We start from the raw sequence: 25,614 nt of genomic DNA on the forward strand, positions 1-25,614 counted from the left end.
CCATGGCCAACGACCGTCCTCTCGATCCGCCGGACACCGTCTCGCCCCCTCCGGCGAGCGCGCAACCGGCCATCAACGTCACGCATCTTCCCTCGCCGCTGCGTCTGTTGCTGCGCGCATTACTGTCGGCGCGCAAACCTGCGAGAGCACAACCGCTGCCATCGCTGGCTTTCGAGCGCCGTAATGTCCTGCTCGATGCGAACGACATCGCTCGTTATGCGCGCTTGTGCGGCTTTGCCGACAGCCACGGCGTACCGCCAACGTGGCCGCATTTGCTCGCCTTCCCGTTGCATATGCTGTTGATGACAGACCGTGCGTTTCCGTTCGCCATGCTCGGCATGGTGCATCTGGCGAATCGCATCCGTCTGCACGCACCACTCGCTGCCGGAGATCGGCTTGACTTCGACGTGCGGTGCGGCACGCTGTACGCGCATGACAAGGGACAGGTTTTCGCCGTGCTCACGACCGCCCGCCGCGATGGCGACGTTGTGTGGTCGGGCGAGAGCCTGTACCTGCGCACCGGCGTGCACGACGCACTTGGCGCCCCCTATCGTGCCGAACTGCGCACCAACTCCTCCCTCGTGCAAACCGCCACGTGGCAAGTGCCGGGCGATCTCGGCCGACAGTACGCGCGCGTCTCCGGCGATTACAACCCGATTCACCTCTGGCCGGTCACCGCCAGGCTGTTCGGTTTTCCGCGACCGATCATTCACGGCATGTGGAGCTTCGCCCGTGCGCTCGCCGCAGTGCTGCCCGCCGACGCGCGGCACCTCGACCTTCTGGTGGAATTCAAAACACCCCTGCTGCTGCCGGGAGAAGCCACGTTCTGGTGCGATTCGCACAGCCGCGCCTTCGAATTACGCGACGCCGCAGGCGCCGTGCCCCATCTTCGCGGACGGTGGCAAGCCGCGCCGAGCGCGTCACCCTCCATCAACACGTTCGCTACGGACCGTTCATGAGCGCCTTCAAACCTACTGCGCCTGCCCCCGCGCTTCGCCGCGTTGCCATCCTGGGCGGCAACCGCATCCCGTTCGCGCGTTCAAACACGGCCTATGCCACGGCGTCGAATCAGGAGATGTTGACCGCAGCGATTCAAGGTCTCGTCGACCGCTTCGAGCTGCATGGCCAGATTTTGGGCGAGGTCGCTGCCGGCGCCGTCCTCAAACACGCCCGCGACTTCAATCTGACGCGCGAGTCCGTTCTCTCGACCACGCTCGCCCCGCAGACCCCAGCCTACGACGTTCAACAAGCGTGCGGCACGGGCCTCGAGACGGCGATTCTCACCGGCAACAAGATCGCGCTCGGCCAGATTGACGTGGCCATCGCGGGTGGCGTCGACACGGCGTCGGACGCCCCCATCGGAGTGAACGAAAGGCTCCGCAAAATTCTGCTCGAAGCGAATCGGCAACGCAGCACCGGCGGCAAGCTCGGCGCGCTCGCGAAGGTGCGTCCCGGCATGTTGTTCAGCCCTGCTCTGCCGCGCAATGGCGAGCCGCGCACGGGCTTGTCGATGGGCGAGCATTGCGAATGGATGGCCAAGCGCTGGCAAATCGAACGCGCCGCGCAGGATGAACTCACGCTAGCGAGCCATCGACATCTGGCGGCTGCGTATGAGCGTGGGTTCTTCCTCGACCTGATGACGCCATTTCGCGGCTTGCAACGCGACAACAACCTGCGGCCCGACGTCTCGCTCGACAAGCTGGCCAGCCTGAAGCCGGTGTTCGACCGCAGCGCCACGGGCACGCTCACCGCAGGCAACTCGACACCGCTCACCGACGGCGCCTCGAGCGTGTTGCTCGCAAGCGAGGACTGGGCGCGAGCACACAATGTCCCGGTACTCGCCTATCTGACGTATTCGCAAACGGCTGCCGTCGACTTCTTCAACCCTGACGAGACGCAGCGCGAAGGCCTGCTCATGGCGCCTGCGTATGCAGTGCCGCGCATGCTGGCGCAGGCCGGACTCACATTGCAGGACTTCGACTTCTACGAAATTCACGAGGCGTTCGCCGCGCAGGTGCTTTGCACGTTGAAAGCGTGGGAAGACCCGCAGTACTGCCGTGACAAGCTCGGACTCGCCGCGCCGCTAGGCAGCATCGACCGGCAGCGGTTGAACGTCAACGGCAGTTCGCTCGCCTGCGGGCACCCGTTCGCAGCGACGGGTGCCCGCATTCTCGCCACGCTCGCCAAGCTGCTGGCCGAACGTGGCGGCGGGCGGGGCCTCATCTCGATTTGCGCGGCCGGCGGACAAGGTGTGGTCGCGATGTTGGAGCGATAACGCCGCAAGCGGCGAAAGCGAAGCCAGTGATTCAGGGGCAGCCGGAAACACGGCCCTGCGCGCGGATGCGAGTTGCCAACAGAGCGACCCATCGGCTGCGGGTACCCGTGCACAAGAATGGAGACAACGATGGATCAAGCTGTCCAGCAGGAACGCGTTTGGCTCAACGCCTACCCTCCCGGCGTCCCGGCCGACATCGACGTGACACGCTACGCGTCGCTCGTACAGTCCTTCGACGAATGGATCGACAAGTACCGTGAACGCATCGCATTCGTGAGTCTCGGCAGCGAGATCACCTATGCGGAGGTCGCCCGTCAGGCCTACGCGTTCGCCGCGTGGCTGCAGGCGCAGGGCGTGCAGAAGGGAGAGCGCGTCGCGCTGATGATGCCCAACTGCTTCCAATATCCGATCTGCCTTTTCGGCACGCTCATCGCGGGCGCCGTGGTCGTCAACGTCAATCCGCTGTACACCGTTCGCGAACTGAAACACCAATTGCAGGACAGCGGCGCATGCACGCTCGTCGTGTTCGAGAACTTTGCCAAAACGGCGCAGGACGCCATTCCCGGCACCAGCGTGCGCAACGTGCTCCTCACACAGATCGGCGACTTGCTCGGATCGGGCGCGAACCTCAAGGGCCGCGTGGTCAATCTCCTCATGCGGCGGGTGGCAAAGCAAGTGCCAGCGTACGATCTGCCGCACGCGATACGGCTGCGTCAGGCGCTTGCCGAAGGGGCGAAGCGTAAGGCCACGCCAGCGGCCCTCACGCGCGACGACCTCGCTTTTCTTCAGTACACGGGCGGGACCACGGGCGTCGCAAAAGGCGCCATGCTCACGCACGGCAACGTGCTGGCCAATCTGTTGCAGACCGAGGCATGGGCGGCCGATCAGCTCGATGGCGACATCGAGGTGAATCTCTCGCTGCTGCCGATGTATCACATCCTCTCGCTCACGGTGAATTGTCTGGTGTTCATGAGCCTGGGCGGACGCAACATCCTGATTGCCAATCCGCGCGACGTTAAGAAGGTCGTCTACATCATTCGCAACGAGACGTTTACCGGCGTCACCGGCGTGAACACCTTATTCAACGGCCTGCTCGACAATGCAGACTTCTGCGCCCGCGACTTTTCCAGACTGAAACTGTCGCTGGCAGGCGGTATGGCGACGCAACGCGCGATCGCGGATCGATGGAAACAAGTGACGGGCAAACCGATCATCGAAGGCTACGGTCTGACGGAATGCTCGCCCATCGTCACGATGAACCCGGTGGACATCGCGCATATGGACGACGTCGATTTCACCGGTTCCATTGGCCTGCCAGCCCCGTCGACCGACGTGCGCTTCAAGCGTGAAGATGGCACTTGGGCCGATCTCGGCGAGCCGGGCGAGTTGTGCGTGCGCGGCCCGCAGGTCATGCGCGGGTACTGGCAGCGGCCAGACGATACGGCCAAGACGTTCGACGCCGACGGCTGGCTGATGACGGGCGACATTGGCGTGATGGACGAGCGCGGCTACGTGCGGCTCATCGACCGCAAGAAGGACATGATTCTCGTGTCGGGCTTCAACGTCTACCCGAATGAAATCGAGGACGTTGTGATGCTGCACCCGGGCGTGCGCGAGGCAGCGGTGGTCGGCGTGCCCGATCCTGTCGCAGGCGAGCGCGTGAAGCTCGTGGTCGTGGCGAAAGATCCCCAGTTGAACGCCGACGCCATGCTGGCCCACTGCCGCCAGCACCTGACTGCCTACAAGGTGCCGCGCATCGTCGAATTCCGCGAGGGCGAACTGCCCAAGACGGCTGTTGGCAAGATCCTGCGGCGCGAATTGCGCGCGCCGGCGGCAACGACGCTGGGAGGCAAATAACATGTTCCTGCACCCTGCCCCCAAGGTTGCCAGCGTCGTCTGCCGTCGTTCGCGCGATCTTCGCCGGTCCCCGCCTATCTCGACAGCGAGGCGCGTCGCGCTGGCGCTGGCGTTGCTGCCCTTAGCGCTCCTGGCGGGCGTATTGAGCGTGCCTGACGCCTTCGCCCAGACCGGCGCAGTCTCGGGCACGCCCGCACCCACAGCCCCCGACGCGAATGCGGCAGGCAGCGCTACGACGAGCGCCGACGCCGAAGCGTCCAAGCTGGCCGCCCTGCCCGTTGCCGCGCAAACGCAATGGCTGTCTCGCGCGATCAGGAGCGGCGAATTGGCGAAGTTGAGCGACGATCAGATCGTGGTCCGCATGCAGGCGATTCAAGCCGAAGCTCTCGTCCGGTATCTGAAAGCCGAATCGGCCGCGTTGCCCGAATACCAATACGAGCTCACGCGCCACGAACGCCTCAACAATCAATGGCAGACCACGCCCGATCGCATGCTCGTGAAGATTCGCGAAAAGCCGTTGCAGATCTACGCGAAGTGGCTGCCCGACGGCGCCCACACAGGCCAGGAGATCATTTACGACGAGACGAAAAACCCGAAGGAGATGTACGGCCATCTCGGCGGCATTCTTGGCTTCACCTCGATCTGGAGCAGTATTGACGGCACGCTCGCGCGCTCGCAATCGAATCACACAGTGCGTGATCTCGGCTTCGCGTTCATTGCCGAACAGATTGCCCATGACGGCCGCAGCTTCCGCGCCGCCGGGCTGCCCGAGAAACCCGCAAGAATTTCGGTATCCGAATCGAATGGCATGCGCATGCTGGCGCTGGAGTGGGATGCGCCGTCCGGGCCGCCGCAACATTACGCAAACAAGTCGCGCGTGCTGATCGACCTGAAGACGGGATGGCCTCGCGGCATCGAAGCGTGGGACGCGTCGGGACAGAAAGTCGAGGAAATGCGCTTTGAGAAAGTGCGCAAAGCGCAATGGACCGACGCAACGTTCGACCCCAAGAACCCCGATTACAAATTCTGACCCGACGTGCGCTGGCGACCCGCGCAGACAGCCGGCGTGGGCACGACGAAAGCCCGCCACCCTGAATCGAGGGTGGCGGGCGTTCGCTTATCCGAACATCACCTGCCGGCACCTGCAATGGACTGCTGGTGCCAGCCTGCCTGGACCGTTCAGGTCTGCGGCAGTTCGATCTTGACTTCGAGCACTTCCAGGTTGTCCTGATGCTCGACGCTGACCTTGATGTCGTCTTGTGCGATTTTGACGTACTTGGAGATGACGGCCACCAACTCACGTTGCAGTGCCGGCAGATAATCGGCCGGCGGCGACGAGCCCGTGCGTTCGTGCGCCAGAATGATCTGCAGGCGCTCTTTGGCAACGGCGGCGGTCTTTTTCTTCTCCCCCAGGAGGAATGACAGGAAGGACATGGGCGCTCCTTACTTCGAGCCGAAAATGCGCTGCAACAGCCCCGGCTTTTGATAGTCGGTAAAGCGCATAGGCTTGTCTTCGCCCTTGAATCGGCTCACCACGTCGCGATAGGCGTCGGCCACATCGGTACCGTCGAGATGAATCGCCGGCGTGCCCTGGTTAGAGGCATGCAACACCGACTCCGACTCCGGAATCACGCCAATGAGCTTGATTCGCAGGATTTCCTGGATGTCCTCGAGCGACAGCATCTGGCCGTCGTTGACACGCTTCGGGTTGTAACGGGTGATGAGCAAGTGCTCCTTGATCGGCTCGCCGCCTTCGATGGCACGTTTCGTCTTCGACGAGAGAATGCCCAGAATGCGATCCGAGTCACGCACCGACGACACTTCGGGGTTCGTCACCACGAGCGCTTCGTCGGCGAAGTGCATTGCGAGCAACGCGCCCGACTCGATACCGGCGGGCGAGTCGCACACAATGTACTCGAAGCCCATGTCGGCCAGGCTCTTGATGACCGTCTCGACGCCAGCCTGCGTGAGTGCGTCTTTGTCACGCGTCTGCGACGCGGGCAGGATGAACAGGTTCTCGCAGGACTTGTCCTTGATGAGCGCCTGATTGAGGTTCGCTTCGCCCTGAATCACGTTGATCAGGTCATACACGACGCGGCGCTCGCAACCCATGATGAGATCGAGATTTCGCAGCCCGACGTCAAAATCGATGACTGCCGTCTTGTGCCCCTGCAAGGCGAGGCCGGCGGAAAAGCTGGCGCTGGTTGTCGTCTTACCGACACCACCCTTGCCAGAGGTCACCACAATCACTTTTGCCATCTGTCGATGCCTTCCCAAACTTGAGGATGAAATTAGCTACGAATCATTTGAGCCCGAGGGGCTCGAAAATCAGTTTGTCGTCTACCAGCCGCACCTGCACCGAACGCCCTTGAACATCGGGCGGCAGCGCATGCTCGCCAGTCCGGTAAATACCGGCGATGGAAATCAGCTCAGGCTCCAGACAGGTACAGAAGATGCGCGCGTCGAGCTTGCCCTTCACCCCTGCCAGTGCCCGCCCCCGCAGCGGCGCGTAAATGTGAATATTACCTTCCGCGATCACCTCGGCCCCGTAACTGACCAAATCGAGGATGATCAGATCGCCCTTCGCATAGACCTGCTGGCCCGAACGCAGCGGCTTGTCGATGATGGTCGAGGGAACGGCGCAGGCTTCAGGAGCCGCCTGCACCGGTGCCGCTTCGGCAGACTGCGCCACGGTCTCGAGCGCCGCCTCACTCTCTCGCGACGCGCGCGATACACGGCGTTCATGGCTGTCCAGCCGAGGCAGACCGTCCACGACCGCCCAATCGGTTTGCTCGGCGTTGGCGACCACGCCGATCGGCTTCATGCGGAATTCGGCCAGCATTTCGGCCAACGCAGGCACGGCGACCCGCTCGTCGCCGGCCAGACGCCTTACGTCGATGGCGACGGTGTCACCTGCAAAAAACTCCGGGGTCGCTTCGAAACGTTGCGCCAATTCTGTGCGCAGAGTGTCCAGTTGCGGCGTCTTGACAACGAAATGCAGGGTATCTACAGCACCACTGCGTAACTCGAAGTACGGCGTTTTCTTTTGCGGCATGTCAGGTTGTTGTGCGCGAATTGCTGGCAAATTGGGCATTCTACCGCCCCTTGCGTGCGGGCAAACCGCAAATAAGCGGGAGGAAGTGGCAATTTGCACAAATATCATCCATGCTGCACTGCAGCATATTTCGCATTTTGCATACGCTTTCGACGTAGGCGGATGCGCGTCGATTGACATGCCAATGTCATCGCGAAAGCTTATGCTGGCGGTGGGAAAGTCCAACACCAGAAGTGCTGCAAAGCAGCATCGAAAGTGCGAATTTTGTCGCGCAAGTGCCATATTCGTGACCTATCCTTAAAGTCCCTGACGAGGGACCCCCCCTGTGGAACCGCAAACCGGGAGACGAAGATGCTGAGTCATCATGAATTTGCCACCCTGATGCTGGTCAAGGACGCTCCTGAGCAAGTGGAGCATAATCGCCCGGACCTCGAATCGTTGCTTGAGAGCAAACTGATCGAGTGGGAAGAGTTGGCGTCGGGTGAGAAGTCCCCGCGCCTGACTGTTCAGGGCAAGTATGTCCTTCAGGCCGTTGCCTGAGTGTCCAGCCTGCTGTTGAGGTGTCAGAAGCAACAAAAAGCCCGCCGGAAGGCGGGCTTTTCATTTGTGGGGAGGCGTTCCCCGATCGGTCCAGCGAGATTCAACTGTGCCGAACATCACGACGTTGGCGCCGCCATGAGTGCCGCGCTGTCGGGTGCTCCCGGCACCAATTACGATCCACCAGCCAGGCGACGGCAGCGCCGACGACCAGCACAATCACCAACATTGCAATCAAGCTCCCTGTAAGCATAGCGCCCTCCTAACTTCGACACGGCGGGATGGCACGTTTTCATTCTAGGCAATCCCTATCGAAATAGGTACCCGAAAGTGATTCGGGTATACGGTGTTTGCCTTGCATCAAGGGATCTGCATTGCCGCTGCCGGAGTGCTTGTGCTGCGCACCATTTACGACCTGACACCGCAATGGTGGCCACCTGACGCTGGTCGGGTGGCCGGCCATTTGTACACTCGCTCAAAGCGAGTCGACAACACCGCCGTCGACACGCAGGGCAGCCCCGGTTGTGGCCGACGCCTGCTGCGACGCAACATAGACCACCATATTCGCCACCTCGGTCGTCGTGGCCGCACGCCCAATAATCGAGCTGGGACGGTGCTCGCGCACGAATTCTGCCGCCGCCTGCGTCATATCGGCGTCTGCGGGCACGCCCGACTGGTGCAGCATCTCGACCATGCCATCGGAGAGCGTCGGGCCGGGCAACACCGCGTTGACCGTGACACCGGTGCCACGCATGCGCTTGGCCAGACCGCGCGATACGGCCAGTTGCGCTGTCTTCGTCATGCCGTAGTGAATCATGTCCTCCGGAATATTCAGTGCGGATTCCGAAGAAATGAAGATCACACGTCCCCAGCTACGCTCCGCCATGCCGGGCAAATAAGCACGAGAGAGCCGTACCCCCGACAAGACATTGACCTCGTAAAAGCGTTGCCACACCTCGTCCGGAACGTCGAAAAAGTCCTGCGGGCCAAAGATGCCTGCGTTGTTCACCAGAATGTCGACATCGGGCACGACGGACACGAGCGCATCGCAACCTTCTGCCGTGGACAGATCTGCAGCGACGCCTCGCACCTGAGCGTCGGGCAGCGCGTCCCGCAGTTTCGCGACGGCGGCGTCCACCCCTTGTTGCGAACGGCCGTTGATCAGGGTCGTGGCCCCCGCCGCCGCCAGGCCGTGGGCGATGGCGAAACCGATACCCGCCGTTGACGCCGTGACCAGCGCCACCTTTTCGTTCAGATCGATATGCATAAGTCAGTCTCCAGAACGATGGACGTCAGGCAATCGCGCCGCCCGCGTCGATCAGGACAGTCGAGCCAGTCGCACTCGGCGTACCCGCCAGATAAAGCATCGTGTTGGCGACGTCCTCGGCAGCCACCACACGACGCGCCGGCAAGCGTTCGGCCGCATTGCGATACATCGCTTCGCGATCGGCCTCGGCCAGCTTATTCCACAACGGCGTGACCGTCAGGCCCGGCGACACGGTATTCACGCGCACCGGCGACAGTTCAAGGGCCAACCCTCGGCCCAGTGCTTCGACCGCCGCATTGATGGCGCCCTGCACGACCGACGAGAGGCTCGGCCGCACGCTCAGAAAGCCCGACGTCAGTGTGAGCGAGCCACCGTCTTCGATCCGGGCGTAGCGCGCTACGTGGTACGTGCCCCAGAACTTGCTGTCGAAAGCGGCGTGCGCGTCTTCCAACGGGAGCTTGCGGACTTGCCCGGTCGGCGTTTGCGCGGCCGAGACGACCACGTGCTGCCAAGGTGCGTGATCGGCAAAGAATCGTTCGACGGCAGCAGCGTCACCGGTGTCGAGCACGACGGCGCGAGCGGTCGTGCCGATGGTGGCGAGTGCGTCGTCGAGCTTGGCCTGGTTGCGCGAGGCAATCGTCACCGACGCACCGGCCTTGGCGAATGCCTGTGCTGCGGCACGGCCAATGCCGGAACTGCCGCCAATGACCAACACGCGCTGACCTTCGAAATTGAACATGATGAGACTCCAGAAAGTGATCGGGACGATGAAGGAGATCCGACACCTGCGCACCGCCGCCTATGGAGGGCATTAGCATCCGTCGCGATGTCATGTGGCTATTGTGATCCTCTTCGCAAGACACGATAATCCCTGAAAAAACTGAATGACTCTCTTCAAATCGTTGAGAATTGCACTGCGATGATCGATCAGACACTGGATCTCACCCTCTTCGACCGGGTCGTTGCCACAGGCAGCATGTCGGCTGCCGCGCGCGAGCTCGGGCTGTCGCTTGCCGTCGTGAGCAAGCGGCTTGGCCTGCTCGAGCAACGACTGGGCGTGCGCCTGCTCAATCGCACCACGCGCAAACAGGCGCTGACGGAAGAAGGACAGGTATTTCACGCGTGCTGTCAGCGCATTCTGGCCGAGATCAGGGAAACAGAACGGTTGATGACGCGTCAGGCAGGCACCGTTGGCGGCGTACTTCGGATCAGCGCTCCGCGCGCCTTCGGACGCCGCCACCTCGCTGCGCTGCTCGTCGCGTTTCGCGAGCGGCATCCGGATCTGAAAGTCCACCTCGAACTGAGCGATCTATGGGTCGATCTGGTCGCCCACGGCATCGACGTCGCCATCCGCGTGGGCACCCTGCGCGACTCCACCCTCGTCGCGCAGGAACTGGCGCCAAACTACCGTGTGCTGGTCGCGTCCGCAGACTATCTGGCGCGGCGCGGAACACCGCAAGATGCGGGTGATCTGCAACAGCACGACTGCATTCTGTTCGGCCACGCGCCGCACGGTGACTGGCGTTTTGTATGGCAATCCGAAACGTTACGAATTCAGGTGCGCGACACCTATGTCGTCGACGACGGCGACACCGCGCACGAACTGGCGCTCCACGGCGCAGGTATCACGCAGAAGTCCATCTGGGATGTTGGGGACGATATCCAGGCGGGCCGCCTCGTGCGCGTGTTGCCGTCGCTGCAAATCCCGGCATCGCCGCTGCACGCCGTGTACCCGCATAGCCGGCACCTCGCGCCGCGCACGCGCGCGTTCGTTGACTTTCTGCGTGATCAGTTGCGCGCCACGTGGCGCTGGCCGCAACGCTAACGGCGCCGCCCCGTCAGACGTTCAATCGCAGTGATGATCGCCGTTGAGTGCCTGACGCCCGGCGGCCAACAACGCTTCAGACAGCGCCGGGTCGGCGCTCGCGACGGCGCGCGCCAATACGAGCGTGCCGACCATCTGCGCGAAGCGTGCCATCGCGGCCTGCGTCGCCTGCGCCGGACTCACGCCCTGCTCGACACCCGCCGCCGTCATTCGTCCAATCACATCCGACAGCCCTTTCGCGTAGCACGCTTGCGCTTCGTCGCCAATCCGAGGCGCATCGCCTGCAAATCCCGCCACCGGGCACCCGCAGGCGACATCGTCCCGATGGGCCGATGACAGATACTTTTCGACGCTCGCCTCGGGTGACAGCGCCGCCTCCCGTATAGCATCGCCGCCAGCCATCGCCTTTTCGCCAGCCGCCACCGCGCGCGCCATCACGGCCGCGACGAGCGCGTCCTTCGACTTGAAGTGATTGTAGAAGCCGCCCTGCGTAAAGCCAGCCGCCTTCATCAGCGCCGTCAGTCCCACCGCATCCACGCCATGCTCGCGAAACAACCGCTCGGCCGCCCCGACAATCGCCTCGCGGTTTTCCGCAGCCTGCTCTCTGGAAATGCCCATCTCCTGCTCCTTCCGTCCACTTGCGCCATCGCGCCTATCGCCGTCATCGAAAAAGACAATGTCGATCACCATTGACAAATCAGCACCCGGCTGGCCACAATGCATCACCCCATGACAATGGTGATCACAATTGTCATGCAGTATAGCCCAAACCGGATGCCAGCCCTATGACTGGCGCGGTTCCCAATCCTGCTGGAGTGCAGAAATGAAGATCAAGGATGCCGTCGTGTTTGTCACCGGTGCCAACCGTGGCCTGGGACTGGAGTTTGCGAAACAGGCGCTCGAACGTGGCGCGAAGAAGGTGTACGCGGGCTCGCGCGATCCGTCCAAGGTGACGTTGCCGGGCGTCATTCCGGTCAAGCTGGATGTCACCAACCCGGCAGACGTGGCGGCCGCGGCAGCGCTGGCCGCAGACGTCACGCTGCTCATCAACAACGCCGGCATTGCACGCCCTACCGAAGGTCTGACCCGCCCCGGCTCGGCCGAATTGTTGCGCGAGACGCTGGAGACGAACCTGTTCGGCGTGCTCGCCATGTCTCAGGCGTTCGCCGGCCCCCTGGGACGCAATGGCGGCGGCGCCTTGCTCAATGTGCTGTCGATTGTGAGCTGGATCAGTTCGAGCGTGATTTCCGAGTACGCGATTACCAAGTCGGCTGCGTGGTCGCTGACGAATGGGCTGCGTCAGGAACTGCGCGAGCAGCACACACAGGTGGTCGGCCTGCATGCGGGTTATATCGATACCGACCTCACGCGGAGCTTCGACGTGGAGAAGACCGCGCCGTCCGATGTGGTGCGCCAGGCCTACGACGCCATCGAAGCCGGCGAAGCGGAAGTGTCTGTGGACGAAGGCACGCGTCAGGTCAAGCAAGCCCTGTCGCACGGCGTCTATCTGCTGGACCCGGCGGCGCGCACGCCGTCGTGAGCCAACGGCATGCCAAATGCGACAACGCCGCGACACCCCTTGGGGCCTCGCGGCGTTTGTCCGGCGTGTCCGGCGTGACTGGCGTGACTGGCGCGATGGTGACTGACGAACGCGCGTCGCGTCAGGCGGCCTTGTCCATCTGACGCTCACCGCCGACGGCTTCGATCAGGTCGTCGAGCATGCGGGCGAGTTCGCCGGTCATGAGTGCGACGTCGGCGTCGAACTTCTCGGCCTCACCTTCGGCCGTCGGGTCGGCGGCGTCCTTGATGATGTCGAGCGGTGTCACGCGTTTGATGACGAAAGCGTCGGTCAGCACGAACGAGATGCGATCGTTCCAGGTCATCGCGAGCTTGGTGCAGCGCTTGCCCGCTTCGATATGCTGACGCACATCCGCGCCGTCGAGCGGGTGACGCACGTAGCGCACGGCCGCCTTCTCGTCGGTGTTCGAGCGCAGTTCCACGTCCTGATCGACGGTGAAGCCGCCCGGCGCCTCGTTGCCGGCGAGCCACGACGTCATCACCGAAACCGGGGCCTCGTTGAGTTCCACGTTCTCGAGCGTGATGTCGAGCGTCTTGAGGAGCAGGCTGCGCACTTCATCGGCCTTGGCCGGCGACGCAGCATCGATCACCAGCCAGCGATTGACCGGGTCGATCCACACACGCGTGTCGCGGCGGATGCCGAAGGCACGCGGCAGCAGCTCGTCGGTCACTTGCTCCTTGAGTTCCTTCATCTGCTTGCGGCCGGGCTTGAAGCCTTGCTGCTCTTCCAGCTCGACCGCCTTGGCACGCGTGACCTGATTCACGACCGTCGACGGCAACAGCTTCTTCTCGGCGCGATAGGCCAGCAGGAACTGCCGATTGATGCTGTGCACGAGTTCGCCGCCATCACGCGGCGGCGCCCAGCCTTGCACCTGCATTTCGAGGCTGCCGCCCTCGCGGAAGGCGTGCTTCTCGAGCGCCTCTTCCATTTGCGCGACGCTCATGGACCAACCGGCAGGAATTCGGTGCAACTGAAGATTCTTGAACCACATCGGCATCACCGCAAAAAGCAAAACCGTGATTTTACCAGTGCCGCGAGGTCCGGCGAAGCTAGATGACACGAATCATGTCAGAGGAAGCGATCGAGAATCTTCCGGCTGGGCTTGTCGAGCTTGCCCGTGTCGCGAATCAGGAAGTGAATGCCATGACTGTCGGTGATGAGCAGCGTCTGGCCGCCAAGACGCCGGATGTCTTCCTCACCGCGCAGGACGAACGACGCCTCGCCCCGGTTCGTCTCGACGGTCCAGGTGCTCGGCGTGGCGTACGTCGACACGCCCAAGATGCGCTGCACCTCGGGCATGAATTCACGTGCGGCGAGTTCTTCACGCAACAGGGTGTGCATGGCGGCGGGCAGCACGTCGAGCGAATCGAGCCAAACCAGCTCGCGCCCGTCCGTGCTCACGAGCGCGAGGCCCTCGTCCGGCGCGGCAATCGGAAACGCGCGCACGGGCACCACCCCTTCGTGGGCGATGCCGGCCGCATCCGTCAACACCAGACGTCCGAAGGCGTTGCGCGACAAAGTGAAATCGATCTGCATGAGTGTCTTCGCGAGCGTTCAGTTGACGGATAGCGGCTGGGCCGGGGCAGCGATCAGCGCGGCGACAGTGGCGCCCACTTCGGCCGACTCGACCACGGCGTCGATATCCGTATCGACATTGCGCTGCTGCGCCTGATAGAGCTTGTAGTACGCGCCTTCCCGGGCGATCAGTTCGTCGTGATTACCGACCTCGACGATCTTTCCGCGATCGAGCACCACGAGCCGGTCGGCCTTGCGCAGCGTCGACAAGCGGTGCGCGATGGCGATGGTCGTGCGGCCCTTGACGAGGTTGTCGAGCGCCTTCTGAATTTCCTTCTCGGTGGCCGTGTCGACTGAAGACGTCGCCTCGTCGAGAATCAGGATACGCGGGTCGATCAGCAGCGCACGGGCAATGGAAATGCGTTGACGCTCACCGCCCGAGAGCGCCTGTCCGCGCTCGCCGACGAGCGAATCGTAGCCGTGCGGCAGTCGCAGAATAAATTCGTGGGCGTGCGCCGCGCGGGCTGCCGCCACGATCTCGGCGCGCGTCGCCTCCGGCTTGCCGTACGCGATGTTGTCGGCAATCGTGCCGAAGAACAGGAACGGCTCCTGCAACACCAGACCAACGTTGCGGCGGAAGTCGGAAACCGGCAACGCACGAATGTCCACGCCGTCGATCTGGATTGGGCCTTCGGACACATCGTAGAAACGGCAGATCAGGTTGACCAGCGTGCTCTTGCCCGACCCGCTGTGCCCGACCAGGCCGATCATCTCGCCCGGCGCAATGCGCAGGTCCATGCCCCGAATCACCGAGCGGCTGCCGTAACGGAAACCAACCTCGCGCAGGTCGATGGCGCCCTTCACTTCCTTCAGATGCACCGGGTTGACCGGTTCGGGCACATTCGAGACGTGATCGAGCACGTCGAAGATGCGCTTCGCACCGGCGGCGGCCTTCTGCGTGACCGACACGATGCGGCTCATCGAATCCAGACGCGTATAGAAGCGGCTGATGTAGGTCAGGAATGCCGCAAGCACACCGACCGTGATTTCGTGCTTGGAGATCTGCCAGATGCCGAACATCCAGACCACCAGCAGGCCGACTTCGGTCAGGAACGTCACGGTCGGCGAGAACAGCGACCACACCTTGTTCACGCGGTCGTTGACCACGAGGTTGTGACGGTTGGCTTCCTTGAAGCGCGCGACTTCGCGGTTCTCCTGCGCGAACGCCTTCACCACGCGAATGCCCGGGATCGTATCGGCGAGCACGTTGGTGATTTCCGCCCAGATCCGGTCGACCTTCTCGAAGCCGTGACGCAAGCGGTCACGCACCAGATGAATCAACCAGGCAATGAACGGCAGGGGCACGAGCGTGACCACGGCCAGCCACGGGTTGATCGAGACGAGAATGACCGCCGTCATGATGATCATCAGCACGTCGGTAGCAAAGTCGAGCAAGTGCAGCGAGAGGAACACGCAAATGCGGTCGCTCTCCGAGCCGATGCGCGCCATCAGGTCGCCCGTACGCTTGCCGCCAAAGTACTCGAGCGAGAGCCTCAGCAGATGCGAGTACGTTGCGGTGCGCAGGTCTGCACCGATACGCTCCGACACTTTCGCGAGCAGATACGTCCGCGCCCAGCCCAGCACCCAGGCCACGAGCCCCGCGCCCAGCAGACCCGACAAGTACATTCCCACCAGGTGGTAATCGATAGGCTGACCGTTCTGGAACGGAATCAGCACGTTGTCCATGAGCGGCATCGTCAGATACGGCGGGATCAACGTGGCGCCCGTGGCGCACAGCGTCAGCAGGAAACCCGCCAGCAACTGGAAACGATACGGACGGGCGAAGCGCCACAAGCGCAGCAATGCCCATGTCGACGATGGGGCTTCCACCTCCGGGTTGCATTGCGGGCACGCTTCGGCGCCGGGCGGCAGTTCGGCCTGACAGATCGGGCACGTGCCCGCCTCATCCGCCTCATGACCGGCGGCATGCCCCGCCACCCGTGCGTCGCGCTGGCGCGCGACCGTGTCCATCAGCGTCAGTGCTGCCGGGTTGTGGCCAAGCGTGTAGCGCCAATTGGCGAGCTTCTCACGGGCATCGCACAACTCCAGCGAGCCAACCCCCGCGTGATCGCTGTGCGTGAGCGACAGGTCGGCGCGATACGGCCACGATCGCCACTGCGCACCGCGGCCTTGTGCGTCGCGACGCACCTCAGACGCCATCAGCCGGCGGTCGGTGGCGACGACCACGCCGTGCGCGAAGTGCAGTTGAGCATCCAGATCGACCGTCAGCCAGGTCAGTACGGCCTCGTCGTCGGCCAGTTGTGCGGCGACGTCCGGATACCAGGACTCGGCAGCGGCATTTCGGGCAGAAACAGATAACGCAGAAGCAGCGCCGCCGGAGGCGCCCGAAGGGCTGCTCTCGGACGATGTTGTCGGGGTGGCGGCGGAAGATGCCGCGGGAGCGGAGGTGTCGGTCATTGCTGCGGCAGACGTGTCCTCAAGGGGCGGACATCGAGACAAACGAAGAAAAATCGGGGCGGACTTTCCCTGTTAGTCCGCGAAATTGCCGCAAGTATAACCACAGCGATGCCTTTTGCGGCGCGGAGTTCCCCGATGACACGGTGCAGCATGGAAATATTGTTGCGACGGTCAACCGTTTACGGATTTTTACGTTAAGTAACCAGTTAACTGTAAGAGCGCGACCGGCTGTGCCGCCTGAAATCGGCCTTGCCGGCCTCTCCGAACCCAGCCCTGACGCGTGAAATAGCCTTAGATGAAAAAGAAAGACATTGAGATTTTCGATGTCCTGTCGCTGCGCGGCCCGAATATGTGGACATATCGGCCGGTGCTTGAGGCATGGGTCGATATCGGCGAACTCGAGGAGTTCCCGTCCAACAAGATCCCGGGGTTCCCCGAGCGGCTGTCCGAGTGGCTGCCCTCCCTCATCGAGCACCGCTGCAGCATCGGCGAGCGCGGCGGCTTCCTCCAGCGCCTGCGTGAAGGCACGTGGCCCGGCCACATTCTCGAGCACGTCACGCTCGAGCTGCAAAACCTCGCCGGCATGCCCGGCGGTTTCGGCAAGGCACGTGAAACCCCGATCTCCGGCGTCTATAAGGTGATCGTGCGTGCCTGGCACGACGACGTGACCCGCGCGGCGCTGTTCGCCGCCCGCGATCTGGTCATGGCGGCCATCGAAGACCGCCCCTACAACGTCGAAGCCGCCGTGGAACACCTGCGCAGCCTGGTCGACAAACATTGTCTCGGCCCGAGCACGGCGTGCATCGTCGACGCTGCCGACGACCGCGACATTCCTCATATCCGCCTGTCCGACGGCAATCTGGTGCAACTGGGTTACGGCGCTGCTGCCCGCCGCATCTGGACTGCCGAGACCGACCGCACCCCGGCCATCGCCGAGAGCATCTCGCGCGACAAGGACCTGACGAAGCAACTGCTCGAGTCGTGCGGCGTGCCCGTGCCGGAAGGCCGTCTGGTCGAGAACGCCGACGACGCATGGGAAGCCGCCGAAGACATCGGTCTGCCGGTCGTCGTCAAACCGTACGACGGCAACCACGGACGTGGCGTGTTCATCAATCTCACCACGCGAGACGAAGTCATCACGGCATTCGAGGTGGCGCTCGAGGAAGGCAACGGCGTGATCGTCGAGCGCTTCGTGTCGGGGCTGGAACACCGCCTGCTGGTCGTGGGCGGGCGTGTCGTGGCTGCCGCCATGGGCGAAATGGCCTCGGTGGTTGGCGACGGCAAACACACCGTCTCGGAACTGATCGAGCTGCAGATCAACAGCGATCCGCGTCGCGGCAGCGCTGAAGATCAGCCGCTGAACCGCGTGCGCATCGATTCGTCGGCGCGGCTGGAGCTCAAGCGTCAAGGCTTCGATGCCGATTCTGTGCCGCCCGAAGGCAAGAACGTTCTGATCCAGCGTAACGGCAACGTCGCCTTCGACGTGACCGACCGCGTGCACCCGAGCGTAGCTGCCCACGCGTCGCTGGCCGCCCGCATCGTGGGTCTGGACATCGCCGGTGTCGATCTGGTTGCGGAGGACATTTCCCGTCCGCTGGCGGAGCAACGCGGCGCCATCGTTGAAGTCAATGCCGGCCCGGGCCTGCTCATGCACCTGAAGCCGGCCGATGGCGCACCGCGCCCCGTCGGCCGCGCCATCGTCGACCATCTGTTTCCCGAGGGCGACGCCGGCCGCATTCCGATCGTCGGCATTACCGGCACCAACGGCAAGACCGTCACCGCGCGCCTGCTCACCCATCTGTTGCAACTGGCAGGCGAACACACCGGCCTCGCGTGCAGCGACGGCCTGTTCCTCGACAAGCGCCTGGTGCAAAGCGGCGACTGCGCCAATTGGGATGCCGCGCACCGTGTGCTCATGAACGCCAGCGTGACGGCCGCCGTCTTCGAGAACGACAACACCGCCATCCTCTCCGAAGGCCTCGCCTACGACCGCTGCCAGGTCGGTATCGTGACGAACATCGATCGGCCGGACCATCTGGGCCAGTATTTCGTCGAAGACGTCGACCGCATGTTCAGCGTGCTGCGTACGCAAGTCGACGTGGTCCTGCCCGACGGCGTGGCCGTGCTCAATGCCCGCGATCCGCTCGTCGTGGAAATGGCGGAGCTGTGCGACGGCGACGTGATCTTCTTCGGGCTCGACGAACACCTGCCAGCCATCGTGGCGCACCGCGCTGCAGGCAAGCGTGTGGTATTCATGCGCAACGCTCAGGTCGTGCTGGCCACCGGCTCGGAAGAAACCGGCGTCGGCGCCACGGCCAACATGCCGCTGACCTACGCTGGCCGGGTTGACTTCCAGATCGAGAACATACTCGCCGCCGTGGCTGCCGCCTGGTCGATGGGCGTGGCGCTCGACGTGCTGCGCACGGGCGTGACGACGTTCGACGTCGGTCAGATCGATGCCCCGGGCCGCTTCACGCTGTTCGAAAAGCAAGGTGCGACGGTCATCGTCGACGACGCCCATAACGCGCCGGCCCTGTCTGCCCTCGCGGCAGCCCTGGCCAAGCTGCCTGCCGAGCGCCGCATTGCGGTGTACGGCCCGGGGCTCGACCGCATGGACGAAGACTTGCAGGCCGAAGGCAAGCTGCTGGCGCAAATGTTCGACCGTGTCGTGTTGTGCGATGACCTGAGTGTCGAGCGCAAACGTCCGCTGGCCGAATCGCGTGCGCAGTTGCGCACGGGTATCGATGCGGCTGGCCGCAAGGTGCAGGTCACGGATGGCGCCGAGCGTCGTGCCGCCGCCGAAGCCGCGCTGGCGCAGCTCGTGAGCGGCGATCTGCTCGTGTTGCAGGCCGACGAAGGCGGCGCCACCGCCATGCTCGACCTCGTGCACCTGTGGATGGGCCAGCCGATGCGCGCGCTGGCCGCCTGAGTCGAGTGAGCCGCGAGTGGCGGCGTGCAGAAGCCTCTGCCGCCGCCCGCGCTCCCTATAGATAGATACCGAATACCCAAGCCACAGTCGTTTTTGTCGCCAACCATCCGCTATATAGGGACGCGAAGTGGACAGACAGGGATTGCAATTTATGGAAGTCTCCCGCATCCGCGCATTGCGCGGGCCGAATCTCTGGAGCCGTCACACCGCCATCGAGGCCATCGTGACGTGCACCGATCTGGAATACTCGATCGGCAATCTGGCCGGTTTCGAGGCTCGTCTGCGCGCTCGCTTTCCTGAGCTGCACGCGCTCACGCCCGACGCCGAAGAGCGTCCGGTGTCGCTGGCCGATGCGCTTGCCACCACTGCGCTGCAACTGCAGGCAGCGGCCGGCTGCCCGGTGACGTTCAGTCAAACGACGCAGACCATCGAGCCGGGCACGTTCCAGGTCGTGGTGCAATACAGCGAAGAGCCGGTTGGCCGTCTCGCCTTCGAACTGGCGCAGCAACTGATCAACGCCGCGCTCGAAGATCGCCCGTTCGATCTGGCCGATGCCCTCTACCGCCTTCGCGATCTGGACGAAGATGTGCGTCTGGGCCCGTCGACCGGTTCGATCGTGTACGCCGCCGTCGCGCGCGGCATTCCGTACCGCCGTCTGACCGAAGGTTCGATGGTGCAATTCGGCTGGGGCAGCAAACAGCGCCGCATACAGGCTGCCGAGACCGACCGCACGTCGGCCGTGGCGGAGTCGATTGCACAGGACAAGGATCTGACCAAGACACTGCTGCATGCTGCCGGCGTACCGGTGCCGCTCGGCGGCACGGTGCGCGATGTCGAAGACGCGTGGAAGCTGGTGCAGGAAATCGACGCCCCCGTGGTGGTCAAGCCGCGCGACGGCAATCAGGGCAAGGGCGTGGCCGTGCGTCTGCGCACGCGCGAAGAAATCGAGAAAGCGTTCGAGGCCGCGCAGGACATCTGCCGCGACGTCATCATCGAGCGCTACATTCCGGGCCACGACTTCCGTCTGCTCGTGGTCGGCAACAAGCTGGTAGCGGCGGCACGTCGCGACCCGCCGCAAGTGACCGGCGACGGCGTGCACACCGTTCGTCAACTGGTCGAGACGGTGAATGCCGACCCGCGCCGTGGCGAAGGACACGCTACGTCGCTCACCAAGATTCGTTTCGACGACATCGCACTCGCTACGCTCGCCAAGCAAGGGTTGAACGCCGACTCCGTGCCGGAAGCCGGTGCGCGTGTCGTGTTGCGCAACAATGCCAACCTGTCGACCGGCGGCACGGCCACCGATGTGACCGACGACGTCCATCCGGAAATCGCTGCGCGCGCCGTCGCAGCCGCCCAGCAGGTGGGTCTGGACATTGCCGGTGTCGACGCCGTGTGCGAGACCGTCGTCAAGCCGTTCGAAGATCAGGCGGGCGGCATTGTGGAAGTCAACGCCGCACCGGGCCTGCGCATGCACCTTCAACCGTCGTACGGCAAGGGCCGCGCGGTCGGCGAAGCCATCGTCTCGACGATGTTCGAAGACGGTGACGACGGGCGCATCCCGGTCGTGGCCGTCTCGGGTACGAACGGCAAGACGACTACGGTTCGCCTGATTGCTCACCTCATCGCCCAGCAAGGGCTGCGCGTGGGCATGACCGGCACCGACGGCATCTACATCAGTGGCGAGCGTATCGACACGGGCGATTGCAGCGGCCCGCGCAGCGCGCGCAACGTGCTGATGCACCCGGACGTGGATGCCGCCGTGTTCGAAACCGCGCGTGGCGGCTTGCTGCGCGAAGGTCTGGCCTATGACCGCTGCGATGTCGCCGTGGTGACGAACATCGGCATGGGCGACCATCTCGGCCTGTCGTACATCAACACCGTAGAAGATCTCGCGGTGCTCAAGAGTGTGATCGTGCGCAACGTGGCGCCGCGCGGCATGGCCGTGCTCAATGCCGCCGACCCGATGGTCGCGCGCATGGCCGACGCCTGCCCCGGCGACGTGACGTACTTCGCACTGGACGCCACGCACCCGGTGCTCGCCACGCATCGCGCCAAGGGCAAGCGCGTGGTCTATGTCGACGGCGGCAGCATCGTGACGTCGCGCGGCAGCGAAGAGACCCGCTACGCGCTCGCAGCGATTCCGCTCACGCGCGCCGGGGCTATCGGCTTCCAGGTCGAGAACGCGATGGCCGCCGTCGGTGCGGCCTGGGCACTGAACATCGATCCGGTGACGATCCGAGCCGGGCTGGCCACGTTCGTGAACGACGCGGGCACCGCGCCAGGCCGCTTCAACGTGTTCGATTACAAAGGCGCCACCGTGATTGCCGACTACGGTCACAATCCGGACGCCATTGCCGCGCTCACGCAGGCCGTGGAAACGATGCCCGCACGTCGCCGCTCGGTGGTGATTTCGGGGGCGGGCGACCGTCGTGACGAAGACATCCGCCGTCAGACGCAGATCCTCGGCGATGCATTCGACGACGTGCTGCTTTATCAGGATCAGTGCCAACGTGGCCGCGAAGACGGCGAAGTGCTGCGGCTGCTGCGCGAAGGTCTGATCGATGCGCGTCGCGCGAGCCATGTCGACGAGATTCACGGCGAGTTCGTGGCCATCGACACCGCACTCGCACGACTGCAACCGGGCGACTTGTGCCTGATTCTCATCGATCAGGTGGACGAAGCCCTCGCGCATATCTCGCAGCGCGTGGCAGAGGCTAGCGCCCGCTGAATGGCAGCAGGGGCGCAGCAGCGTTCCTGCGCCCCTGCCCTCCGATCCGGCACTGACCGCACTTGGGTGCGCGCTCGGTGCCCGTCTTGCCTCTCCCCCGCACATCGCCCTCATACGTCAATCGCACCGCGCGCGAGGGTTGTGCGCTTCCTCTCGACACGGCAAGTACGACAAAGCGCAGCGGGCTATCGAGCGCCGCTGGTCGAAATAAAACGTGTCTCGATCCAACGCCACAACGTTTGTGCCAGCCATCGTAGAATCGCGCGATTGCCGATTCGAATGTGGAGAACGACCCAATGAAAATCCTCGCCGCGTGCGCCGTGCTCTGCCTGCCGTTGGTGGCCCAAGCGGATTGCCGCGATCGCCTTGAAGGCTGGACGAAAACCCTGCACCCCGGGCGCACGCTTGACGCCGATCTCGCCAGTTGCAAAGTGTGGCCTGCCAATCCGGCGCTCACGCTGGTCGCGTTGCCCTTGCCGCAGAAAGGCAGCACCGACGACGACAAGGTGTATGACATGGAGGTGCTGGTGACTGACAGCCAGACCGGGAAAGTCATCGCCCATCGCTTTGAGACGTCGGCGCTGGTGTCCGACGCCGTCAGACTGCGCAGCATTTCGCTCGACACAGCCCCGTGGCGCCTCACACCACAGGTGCTCGCCTTTGGGGTCCGAACCGACTTCGAAGGGTCGTCACGCGTGAATCCCTTCTCCCAAACCGCGTTGAGCCTGTACGTGATCGACGGCACCAAGCTGCGCAAGGTCGTCGACAATCTGGCGACACAGACCGGAGGCGGAGAATGGGATGGGAATTGTGCGGGCAGCTTTTCCGACACATCTCGCGCCATCTCTGTCGGCGCAGCCGGCAAAGATGGCTATGCAAAGCTTGTTGTCAGCGAGAAAACCGTGACGACAACGAACAAGCCGTCACGCAATGACTGCGCGAGCAAGGAAAGCACTTCCCGGCGGCCCAACGTCACCATTGAATACAACGGCGAGCGGTACCCGGTGCCGAAGGCGCTCAGCGGAAGTTGAGCCGGCGCTCTGTCGAAGCGGCGGTCGCAAGCTCGCCGATACCCGCATTGACGCGTCGGGTTCGCCCAGACAGCAGACATATGCAGCCGGCAAGACCAGATTCACGAGTGCCGTAACGCGCTCGAGGAACTTCGTCCCGAACAAATCCGGAGATAATGGCGCGTCAGCTTGTGACGCCTTGACTGTTATCAACCGCCGTATATTCGATAACGCCCCTCGATATGACTATCGATACCGGCCATGCCGCCGCGGAACAGCTTCAGAAGCCATCAAGTTATACGCGTTCGGCCGAGCCGCCTCCACCGCGAAGGGTTCGTATTGCGCGTGACGCACTGGCAGGCGTTTCGATAGCAGGACTCTTGCTGCCCGAGGCCATTGCCTACGCGAATATCGCCGGACTGCCACCGCAGGCGGGCCTGATTGCACTGCTCACGGGGCTTGTCGTCTATGCGTTCACCGGCAGCAGCCGATTCGCGATCGTGTCGGGAACCTCCTCGTCAGCCGCCGTGCTTGCCGCCACTGTGGGGGCAAGTGCCGGGGGCATCGGTGCGCAAGTCGCATACGCCGCCGCCCTCGTTGCGGCGACGGGCATTCTTTTCCTGCTGGCCGGCGCGGCGCGTTTGGGAGCCATGTCGGACTTTATCTCGAAGCCGGTCTTGCGCGGTTTTGCCTTCGGCCTGGCGCTGACGATTGCCATAAAGCAACTGCCGACGATTCTCGGCGTGCAATCGCATTACACCGATACGCTACGAATAGCCTTCGATCTTGCTCACCAGGCGCCCAGTTGGAATTTCTATAGCGTGGCACTCGGTGTGGCTGCACTGGCCATCCTTTTCGGGCTGGGCCGAAGCGCCCGCATGCCGGCGACGCTGGCTGTCATTGTGCTCGGCATTGCATTGGGGTACAGGATCGACTGGCACGGACATGGCATTGGCACCGTTGGCGTGATCAATCTCGACAATATGACTTTCGGCCTGCCCATGTTCGACCGCTCGCAGTGGCTGCAAACCGCAGAATTCGGGTTTGCGCTGATGCTGATTCTGTATGCGGAATCGTACGGGTCGATCCGCAGCTTCGCGTTAAAGCATGGCGATATCGTGTCGGCAAACCGGGACCTCGTGGCGCTTGGCTGCGCAAATCTTGTCTCCGGATTACTGCATGGGATGCCCGTGGGTGCCGGCTACTCGGCGACGTCAGCCAACGAAGCCGCCGGTGCGCAGACCCGACTCGCCGGGTTATGTGCCGCGGCGGTCATTGCGCTGATCGTGCTGATGCTGCTACCGCAGTTGTCCCGCACGCCTGAACCGGTACTCGCTGCGATTGTCATTTATGCAGTCAGTCACTCACTGCACCCGGACGTGTTCAAGCCGTACTGGACATGGAAACGTGACAGACTGGTCGTGATAGCGGCGCTGCTTGCCGTGCTCGTGTTTGGCGTTCTCCACGGCTTGCTGGTCGCCATCGGGGTGAGCCTTCTTCTCACGCTGCGTAACTTGTCGGAGCCAGCGGTCTCGGTGCTCGGCCGCCTGAGAGATACCCACGATTTCGTCGACGTCTCCGCCCACGCGGATGCGACACCTATCCCCGGCATCACGATCGTGCGGCCAGAGGTACCCCTCTTCTTTGCCAATGCCGAACGCGTGCTCAGTAAGGTGCGCTTAATGCTTCGGGGGCAGTCAACGCCGGTGCAGACGGTGATGCTGAGTCTCGAAGAAACGCCCGATGTCGATAGTTCGGTTATCGAAGCACTGCGCATCTTCTCTGCCGAATTGACGTCCCGTGGACAGCGGCTGCTCCTGGTGCGGCTCAAGCCGCGTGCGCTGGCCGTGCTTGAGCGAGCGTCCGACGGGACTCTGCCGCGTAGCGCACTGTGGGAGTTGAGCGTCGATAAATGCGTGCAGTCGCTTGCGTCTGAAATGGGTAAGAAGGACTGACGAAAACAGACATAGCGCCCGATTTCACAAGTCGCCGCGATCGTCATGGATCGCTATCGGCCAAGATCGGTCGTTCGACATCGCCGACGAAATGTGCGGATGTGCGACTTATCGATCCTGACGCCCTAGTTCAAGAGAAGCCTCACGTGATTGTGCCGCTATCGCCGAGCCTCTTTGGCGAAAGCGGTGCTTTTCCAGGGGAATTCAGCAACGCCATAGAAAATGAAAAAAACCATCATCGCTTCGCTCGTCATTCCAGCACTGATGCAAACATCACCGTCTTTCGCGGATACGTTCAATGGCAAGAATCTATTTGTGCAGAGATGTGCCATGTGCCACGGCGTCGATCTCAAAGGAACAGGACCGTTGGCCAACAAAAGCAATCCTCCTACCCCTGACCTGACAACTTCCGCATTCAAAAAACGGCTGAATGATTATCCGGGGGTTATCGTGTCATCGATCATCCTTCGCCCAAATGGAGACTTGATTCCAAGAACGTTGCGGGAGAACGGCGTGAAGCTGCCCCCGCACGCCTGGAGTATTCAGGATCTGCGGGATATACATCAATACATGAGTGGCGTGATTTCAAAAGGTCGGTGAT

At 63.1% G+C, this 25,614-nt stretch carries 21 protein-coding genes; 12 read left to right on the plus strand and 9 right to left on the minus strand.

Going from position 1 to position 25,614, the window contains the following annotated elements:
* The first annotated feature begins 2 nt into the window (after nucleotides 1–2).
* From PBR20603_RS05465 to PBR20603_RS05480, 4 genes are all read left to right on the plus strand, one after another.
* Nucleotides 3–959: a MaoC/PaaZ C-terminal domain-containing protein gene (locus tag PBR20603_RS05465; protein ID WP_150558538.1), complete on the plus strand. Its 957-nt coding sequence runs from the start codon at nucleotides 3–5 to the stop codon at nucleotides 957–959.
* Entirely contained in the window at nucleotides 956–2,275 is a 1,320-nt protein-coding gene (locus PBR20603_RS05470; protein WP_150558539.1) for an acetyl-CoA C-acetyltransferase, read from the plus strand. Before PBR20603_RS05465 ends, PBR20603_RS05470 begins: the two co-directional genes overlap by 4 nt.
* A 129-nt stretch (nucleotides 2,276–2,404) precedes the next feature.
* A complete protein-coding gene (locus tag PBR20603_RS05475) occupies nucleotides 2,405–4,132 on the plus strand; it encodes an AMP-binding protein (RefSeq protein ID WP_150558540.1) in 1,728 nt (575 codons plus the stop codon).
* A 1-nt stretch (nucleotide 4,133) separates the two neighbouring features.
* Nucleotides 4,134–5,162, plus strand: a complete 1,029-nt coding sequence (locus tag PBR20603_RS05480; protein WP_150558541.1) for a DUF1571 domain-containing protein — start codon at nucleotides 4,134–4,136, stop codon at nucleotides 5,160–5,162.
* Nucleotides 5,163–5,311: 149 nt separating this feature from the next.
* Here PBR20603_RS05480 and minE read toward each other — a convergent pair whose 3' ends face one another.
* The 3 genes from minE to minC are packed head-to-tail and all read right to left on the minus strand — an operon-like array spanning nucleotide 5,312 to nucleotide 7,187.
* Nucleotides 5,312–5,566 (minus strand): cell division topological specificity factor MinE, encoded by a 255-nt coding sequence (gene minE, locus PBR20603_RS05485; protein ID WP_039397958.1) that lies wholly within the window; start codon nucleotides 5,564–5,566, stop codon nucleotides 5,312–5,314.
* A gap of 9 nt (nucleotides 5,567–5,575) precedes the next feature.
* Nucleotides 5,576–6,391, minus strand: coding sequence for a septum site-determining protein MinD (gene minD / locus PBR20603_RS05490; protein WP_150558542.1), 816 nt, complete (start codon nucleotides 6,389–6,391; stop codon nucleotides 5,576–5,578).
* Nucleotides 6,392–6,434: 43 nt separating this feature from the next.
* The gene (gene minC / locus PBR20603_RS05495; protein ID WP_150558543.1) at nucleotides 6,435–7,187 is read right to left on the minus strand and encodes a septum site-determining protein MinC; all 753 of its coding nucleotides are present in this window, start codon (nucleotides 7,185–7,187) and stop codon (nucleotides 6,435–6,437) included.
* Nucleotides 7,188–7,538: 351 nt separating this feature from the next.
* Here minC and PBR20603_RS05500 point away from each other — a divergent pair, with 351 nt between their 5' ends.
* Nucleotides 7,539–7,727, plus strand: coding sequence for a hypothetical protein (locus PBR20603_RS05500; protein ID WP_010808105.1), 189 nt, complete (start codon nucleotides 7,539–7,541; stop codon nucleotides 7,725–7,727).
* Nucleotides 7,728–8,199: 472 nt separating this feature from the next.
* On the opposite strand, the gene PBR20603_RS05505 is transcribed toward PBR20603_RS05500, so the two are convergent.
* Both PBR20603_RS05505 and PBR20603_RS05510 read right to left on the minus strand, forming a co-directional pair.
* Complete coding sequence (locus PBR20603_RS05505) at nucleotides 8,200–8,991, minus strand: SDR family NAD(P)-dependent oxidoreductase (RefSeq protein WP_150558544.1); 792 nt, start codon at nucleotides 8,989–8,991, stop codon at nucleotides 8,200–8,202.
* Between the two features lie 25 nt (nucleotides 8,992–9,016).
* The gene (locus tag PBR20603_RS05510; RefSeq protein WP_150558545.1) at nucleotides 9,017–9,730 is read right to left on the minus strand and encodes an SDR family oxidoreductase; all 714 of its coding nucleotides are present in this window, start codon (nucleotides 9,728–9,730) and stop codon (nucleotides 9,017–9,019) included.
* A gap of 180 nt (nucleotides 9,731–9,910) precedes the next feature.
* Between PBR20603_RS05510 and PBR20603_RS05515 the strand changes: the two genes are divergently transcribed.
* Nucleotides 9,911–10,816, plus strand: coding sequence for a LysR family transcriptional regulator (locus PBR20603_RS05515; protein ID WP_150558546.1), 906 nt, complete (start codon nucleotides 9,911–9,913; stop codon nucleotides 10,814–10,816).
* 21 nt (nucleotides 10,817–10,837) lie between these two features.
* On the opposite strand, the gene PBR20603_RS05520 is transcribed toward PBR20603_RS05515, so the two are convergent.
* The gene (locus tag PBR20603_RS05520; protein ID WP_150558547.1) at nucleotides 10,838–11,434 is read right to left on the minus strand and encodes a TetR/AcrR family transcriptional regulator; all 597 of its coding nucleotides are present in this window, start codon (nucleotides 11,432–11,434) and stop codon (nucleotides 10,838–10,840) included.
* Between the two features lie 205 nt (nucleotides 11,435–11,639).
* On the opposite strand from PBR20603_RS05520, the gene PBR20603_RS05525 reads away from it, so the two are divergent.
* Nucleotides 11,640–12,356, plus strand: coding sequence for an SDR family oxidoreductase (locus PBR20603_RS05525; RefSeq protein WP_150558548.1), 717 nt, complete (start codon nucleotides 11,640–11,642; stop codon nucleotides 12,354–12,356).
* A 121-nt stretch (nucleotides 12,357–12,477) separates the two neighbouring features.
* Here PBR20603_RS05525 and PBR20603_RS05530 read toward each other — a convergent pair whose 3' ends face one another.
* The 3 genes from PBR20603_RS05530 to PBR20603_RS05540 all read right to left on the minus strand — a co-directional run bounded on the left by PBR20603_RS05530 (nucleotide 12,478) and on the right by PBR20603_RS05540 (nucleotide 16,388).
* Nucleotides 12,478–13,386 (minus strand): recombination-associated protein RdgC, encoded by a 909-nt coding sequence (locus PBR20603_RS05530; RefSeq protein WP_150558549.1) that lies wholly within the window; start codon nucleotides 13,384–13,386, stop codon nucleotides 12,478–12,480.
* A 77-nt stretch (nucleotides 13,387–13,463) separates the two neighbouring features.
* Entirely contained in the window at nucleotides 13,464–13,931 is a 468-nt protein-coding gene (locus PBR20603_RS05535; RefSeq protein WP_150558550.1) for a cyanophycin metabolism-associated DUF1854 family protein, read from the minus strand.
* Between the two features lie 18 nt (nucleotides 13,932–13,949).
* On the minus strand, nucleotides 13,950–16,388 hold the full coding sequence (locus PBR20603_RS05540) for a cyanophycin metabolism-associated ABC transporter (protein ID WP_246174409.1): 2,439 nt from the start codon (nucleotides 16,386–16,388) through the stop codon (nucleotides 13,950–13,952).
* 295 nt (nucleotides 16,389–16,683) lie between these two features.
* Here PBR20603_RS05540 and cphA (PBR20603_RS05545) point away from each other — a divergent pair, with 295 nt between their 5' ends.
* The 5 genes from cphA (PBR20603_RS05545) to PBR20603_RS05565 all read left to right on the plus strand — a co-directional run bounded on the left by cphA (PBR20603_RS05545) (nucleotide 16,684) and on the right by PBR20603_RS05565 (nucleotide 25,613).
* The gene (gene cphA, locus PBR20603_RS05545; protein WP_150558551.1) at nucleotides 16,684–19,317 is read left to right on the plus strand and encodes a cyanophycin synthetase; all 2,634 of its coding nucleotides are present in this window, start codon (nucleotides 16,684–16,686) and stop codon (nucleotides 19,315–19,317) included.
* Between the two features lie 151 nt (nucleotides 19,318–19,468).
* Nucleotides 19,469–22,048 carry a cyanophycin synthetase gene (cphA, locus tag PBR20603_RS05550; protein WP_150558552.1) on the plus strand — a complete coding sequence of 860 codons (2,580 nt, stop codon included), beginning with the start codon at nucleotides 19,469–19,471 and terminating at the stop codon, nucleotides 22,046–22,048.
* Between the two features lie 296 nt (nucleotides 22,049–22,344).
* Nucleotides 22,345–23,079 carry a PA3715 family protein gene (locus tag PBR20603_RS05555; protein ID WP_150558553.1) on the plus strand — a complete coding sequence of 245 codons (735 nt, stop codon included), beginning with the start codon at nucleotides 22,345–22,347 and terminating at the stop codon, nucleotides 23,077–23,079.
* A gap of 221 nt (nucleotides 23,080–23,300) precedes the next feature.
* Complete coding sequence (locus PBR20603_RS05560; RefSeq protein WP_150558554.1) at nucleotides 23,301–25,013, plus strand: SulP family inorganic anion transporter; 1,713 nt, start codon at nucleotides 23,301–23,303, stop codon at nucleotides 25,011–25,013.
* Between the two features lie 222 nt (nucleotides 25,014–25,235).
* Nucleotides 25,236–25,613, plus strand: a complete 378-nt coding sequence (locus PBR20603_RS05565) for a cytochrome c (RefSeq protein WP_150558555.1) — start codon at nucleotides 25,236–25,238, stop codon at nucleotides 25,611–25,613.
* Nucleotide 25,614: the final 1 nt, after the last annotated feature.

It is taken from the genome of Pandoraea bronchicola, from assembly GCF_902459805.1.
In the GTDB taxonomy this organism is placed as follows: domain Bacteria; phylum Pseudomonadota; class Gammaproteobacteria; order Burkholderiales; family Burkholderiaceae; genus Pandoraea; species Pandoraea bronchicola.

Excerpts from the sequence above, each read along its gene's own strand:
- PBR20603_RS05515 (WP_150558546.1), top strand. The coding sequence starts at position 9,911 with ATGATCGATCAGACACTGGATCTCACCCTCTTCGACCGGGTCGTTGCC.
- PBR20603_RS05475 (WP_150558540.1), top strand. The coding sequence starts at position 2,405 with ATGGATCAAGCTGTCCAGCAGGAACGCGTTTGGCTCAACGCCTACCCT.
- PBR20603_RS05555 (WP_150558553.1), top strand. The coding sequence starts at position 22,345 with ATGAAAATCCTCGCCGCGTGCGCCGTGCTCTGCCTGCCGTTGGTGGCC.
- PBR20603_RS05530 (WP_150558549.1), bottom strand. The coding sequence starts at position 13,386 with ATGTGGTTCAAGAATCTTCAGTTGCACCGAATTCCTGCCGGTTGGTCC.
- minC (WP_150558543.1), bottom strand. The coding sequence starts at position 7,187 with ATGCCGCAAAAGAAAACGCCGTACTTCGAGTTACGCAGTGGTGCTGTA.
- PBR20603_RS05535 (WP_150558550.1), bottom strand. The coding sequence starts at position 13,931 with ATGCAGATCGATTTCACTTTGTCGCGCAACGCCTTCGGACGTCTGGTG.
- minE (WP_039397958.1), bottom strand. The coding sequence starts at position 5,566 with ATGTCCTTCCTGTCATTCCTCCTGGGGGAGAAGAAAAAGACCGCCGCC.
- minD (WP_150558542.1), bottom strand. The coding sequence starts at position 6,391 with ATGGCAAAAGTGATTGTGGTGACCTCTGGCAAGGGTGGTGTCGGTAAG.
- cphA (WP_150558552.1), top strand. The coding sequence starts at position 19,469 with ATGGAAGTCTCCCGCATCCGCGCATTGCGCGGGCCGAATCTCTGGAGC.
- PBR20603_RS05520 (WP_150558547.1), bottom strand. The coding sequence starts at position 11,434 with ATGGGCATTTCCAGAGAGCAGGCTGCGGAAAACCGCGAGGCGATTGTC.
- PBR20603_RS05510 (WP_150558545.1), bottom strand. The coding sequence starts at position 9,730 with ATGTTCAATTTCGAAGGTCAGCGCGTGTTGGTCATTGGCGGCAGTTCC.
- PBR20603_RS05525 (WP_150558548.1), top strand. The coding sequence starts at position 11,640 with ATGAAGATCAAGGATGCCGTCGTGTTTGTCACCGGTGCCAACCGTGGC.
- PBR20603_RS05465 (WP_150558538.1), top strand. The coding sequence starts at position 3 with ATGGCCAACGACCGTCCTCTCGATCCGCCGGACACCGTCTCGCCCCCT.
- PBR20603_RS05500 (WP_010808105.1), top strand. The coding sequence starts at position 7,539 with ATGCTGAGTCATCATGAATTTGCCACCCTGATGCTGGTCAAGGACGCT.
- PBR20603_RS05540 (WP_246174409.1), bottom strand. The coding sequence starts at position 16,388 with ATGACCGACACCTCCGCTCCCGCGGCATCTTCCGCCGCCACCCCGACA.
- PBR20603_RS05560 (WP_150558554.1), top strand. The coding sequence starts at position 23,301 with ATGACTATCGATACCGGCCATGCCGCCGCGGAACAGCTTCAGAAGCCA.
- PBR20603_RS05505 (WP_150558544.1), bottom strand. The coding sequence starts at position 8,991 with ATGCATATCGATCTGAACGAAAAGGTGGCGCTGGTCACGGCGTCAACG.
- cphA (WP_150558551.1), top strand. The coding sequence starts at position 16,684 with ATGAAAAAGAAAGACATTGAGATTTTCGATGTCCTGTCGCTGCGCGGC.
- PBR20603_RS05565 (WP_150558555.1), top strand. The coding sequence starts at position 25,236 with ATGAAAAAAACCATCATCGCTTCGCTCGTCATTCCAGCACTGATGCAA.
- PBR20603_RS05470 (WP_150558539.1), top strand. The coding sequence starts at position 956 with ATGAGCGCCTTCAAACCTACTGCGCCTGCCCCCGCGCTTCGCCGCGTT.
- PBR20603_RS05480 (WP_150558541.1), top strand. The coding sequence starts at position 4,134 with ATGTTCCTGCACCCTGCCCCCAAGGTTGCCAGCGTCGTCTGCCGTCGT.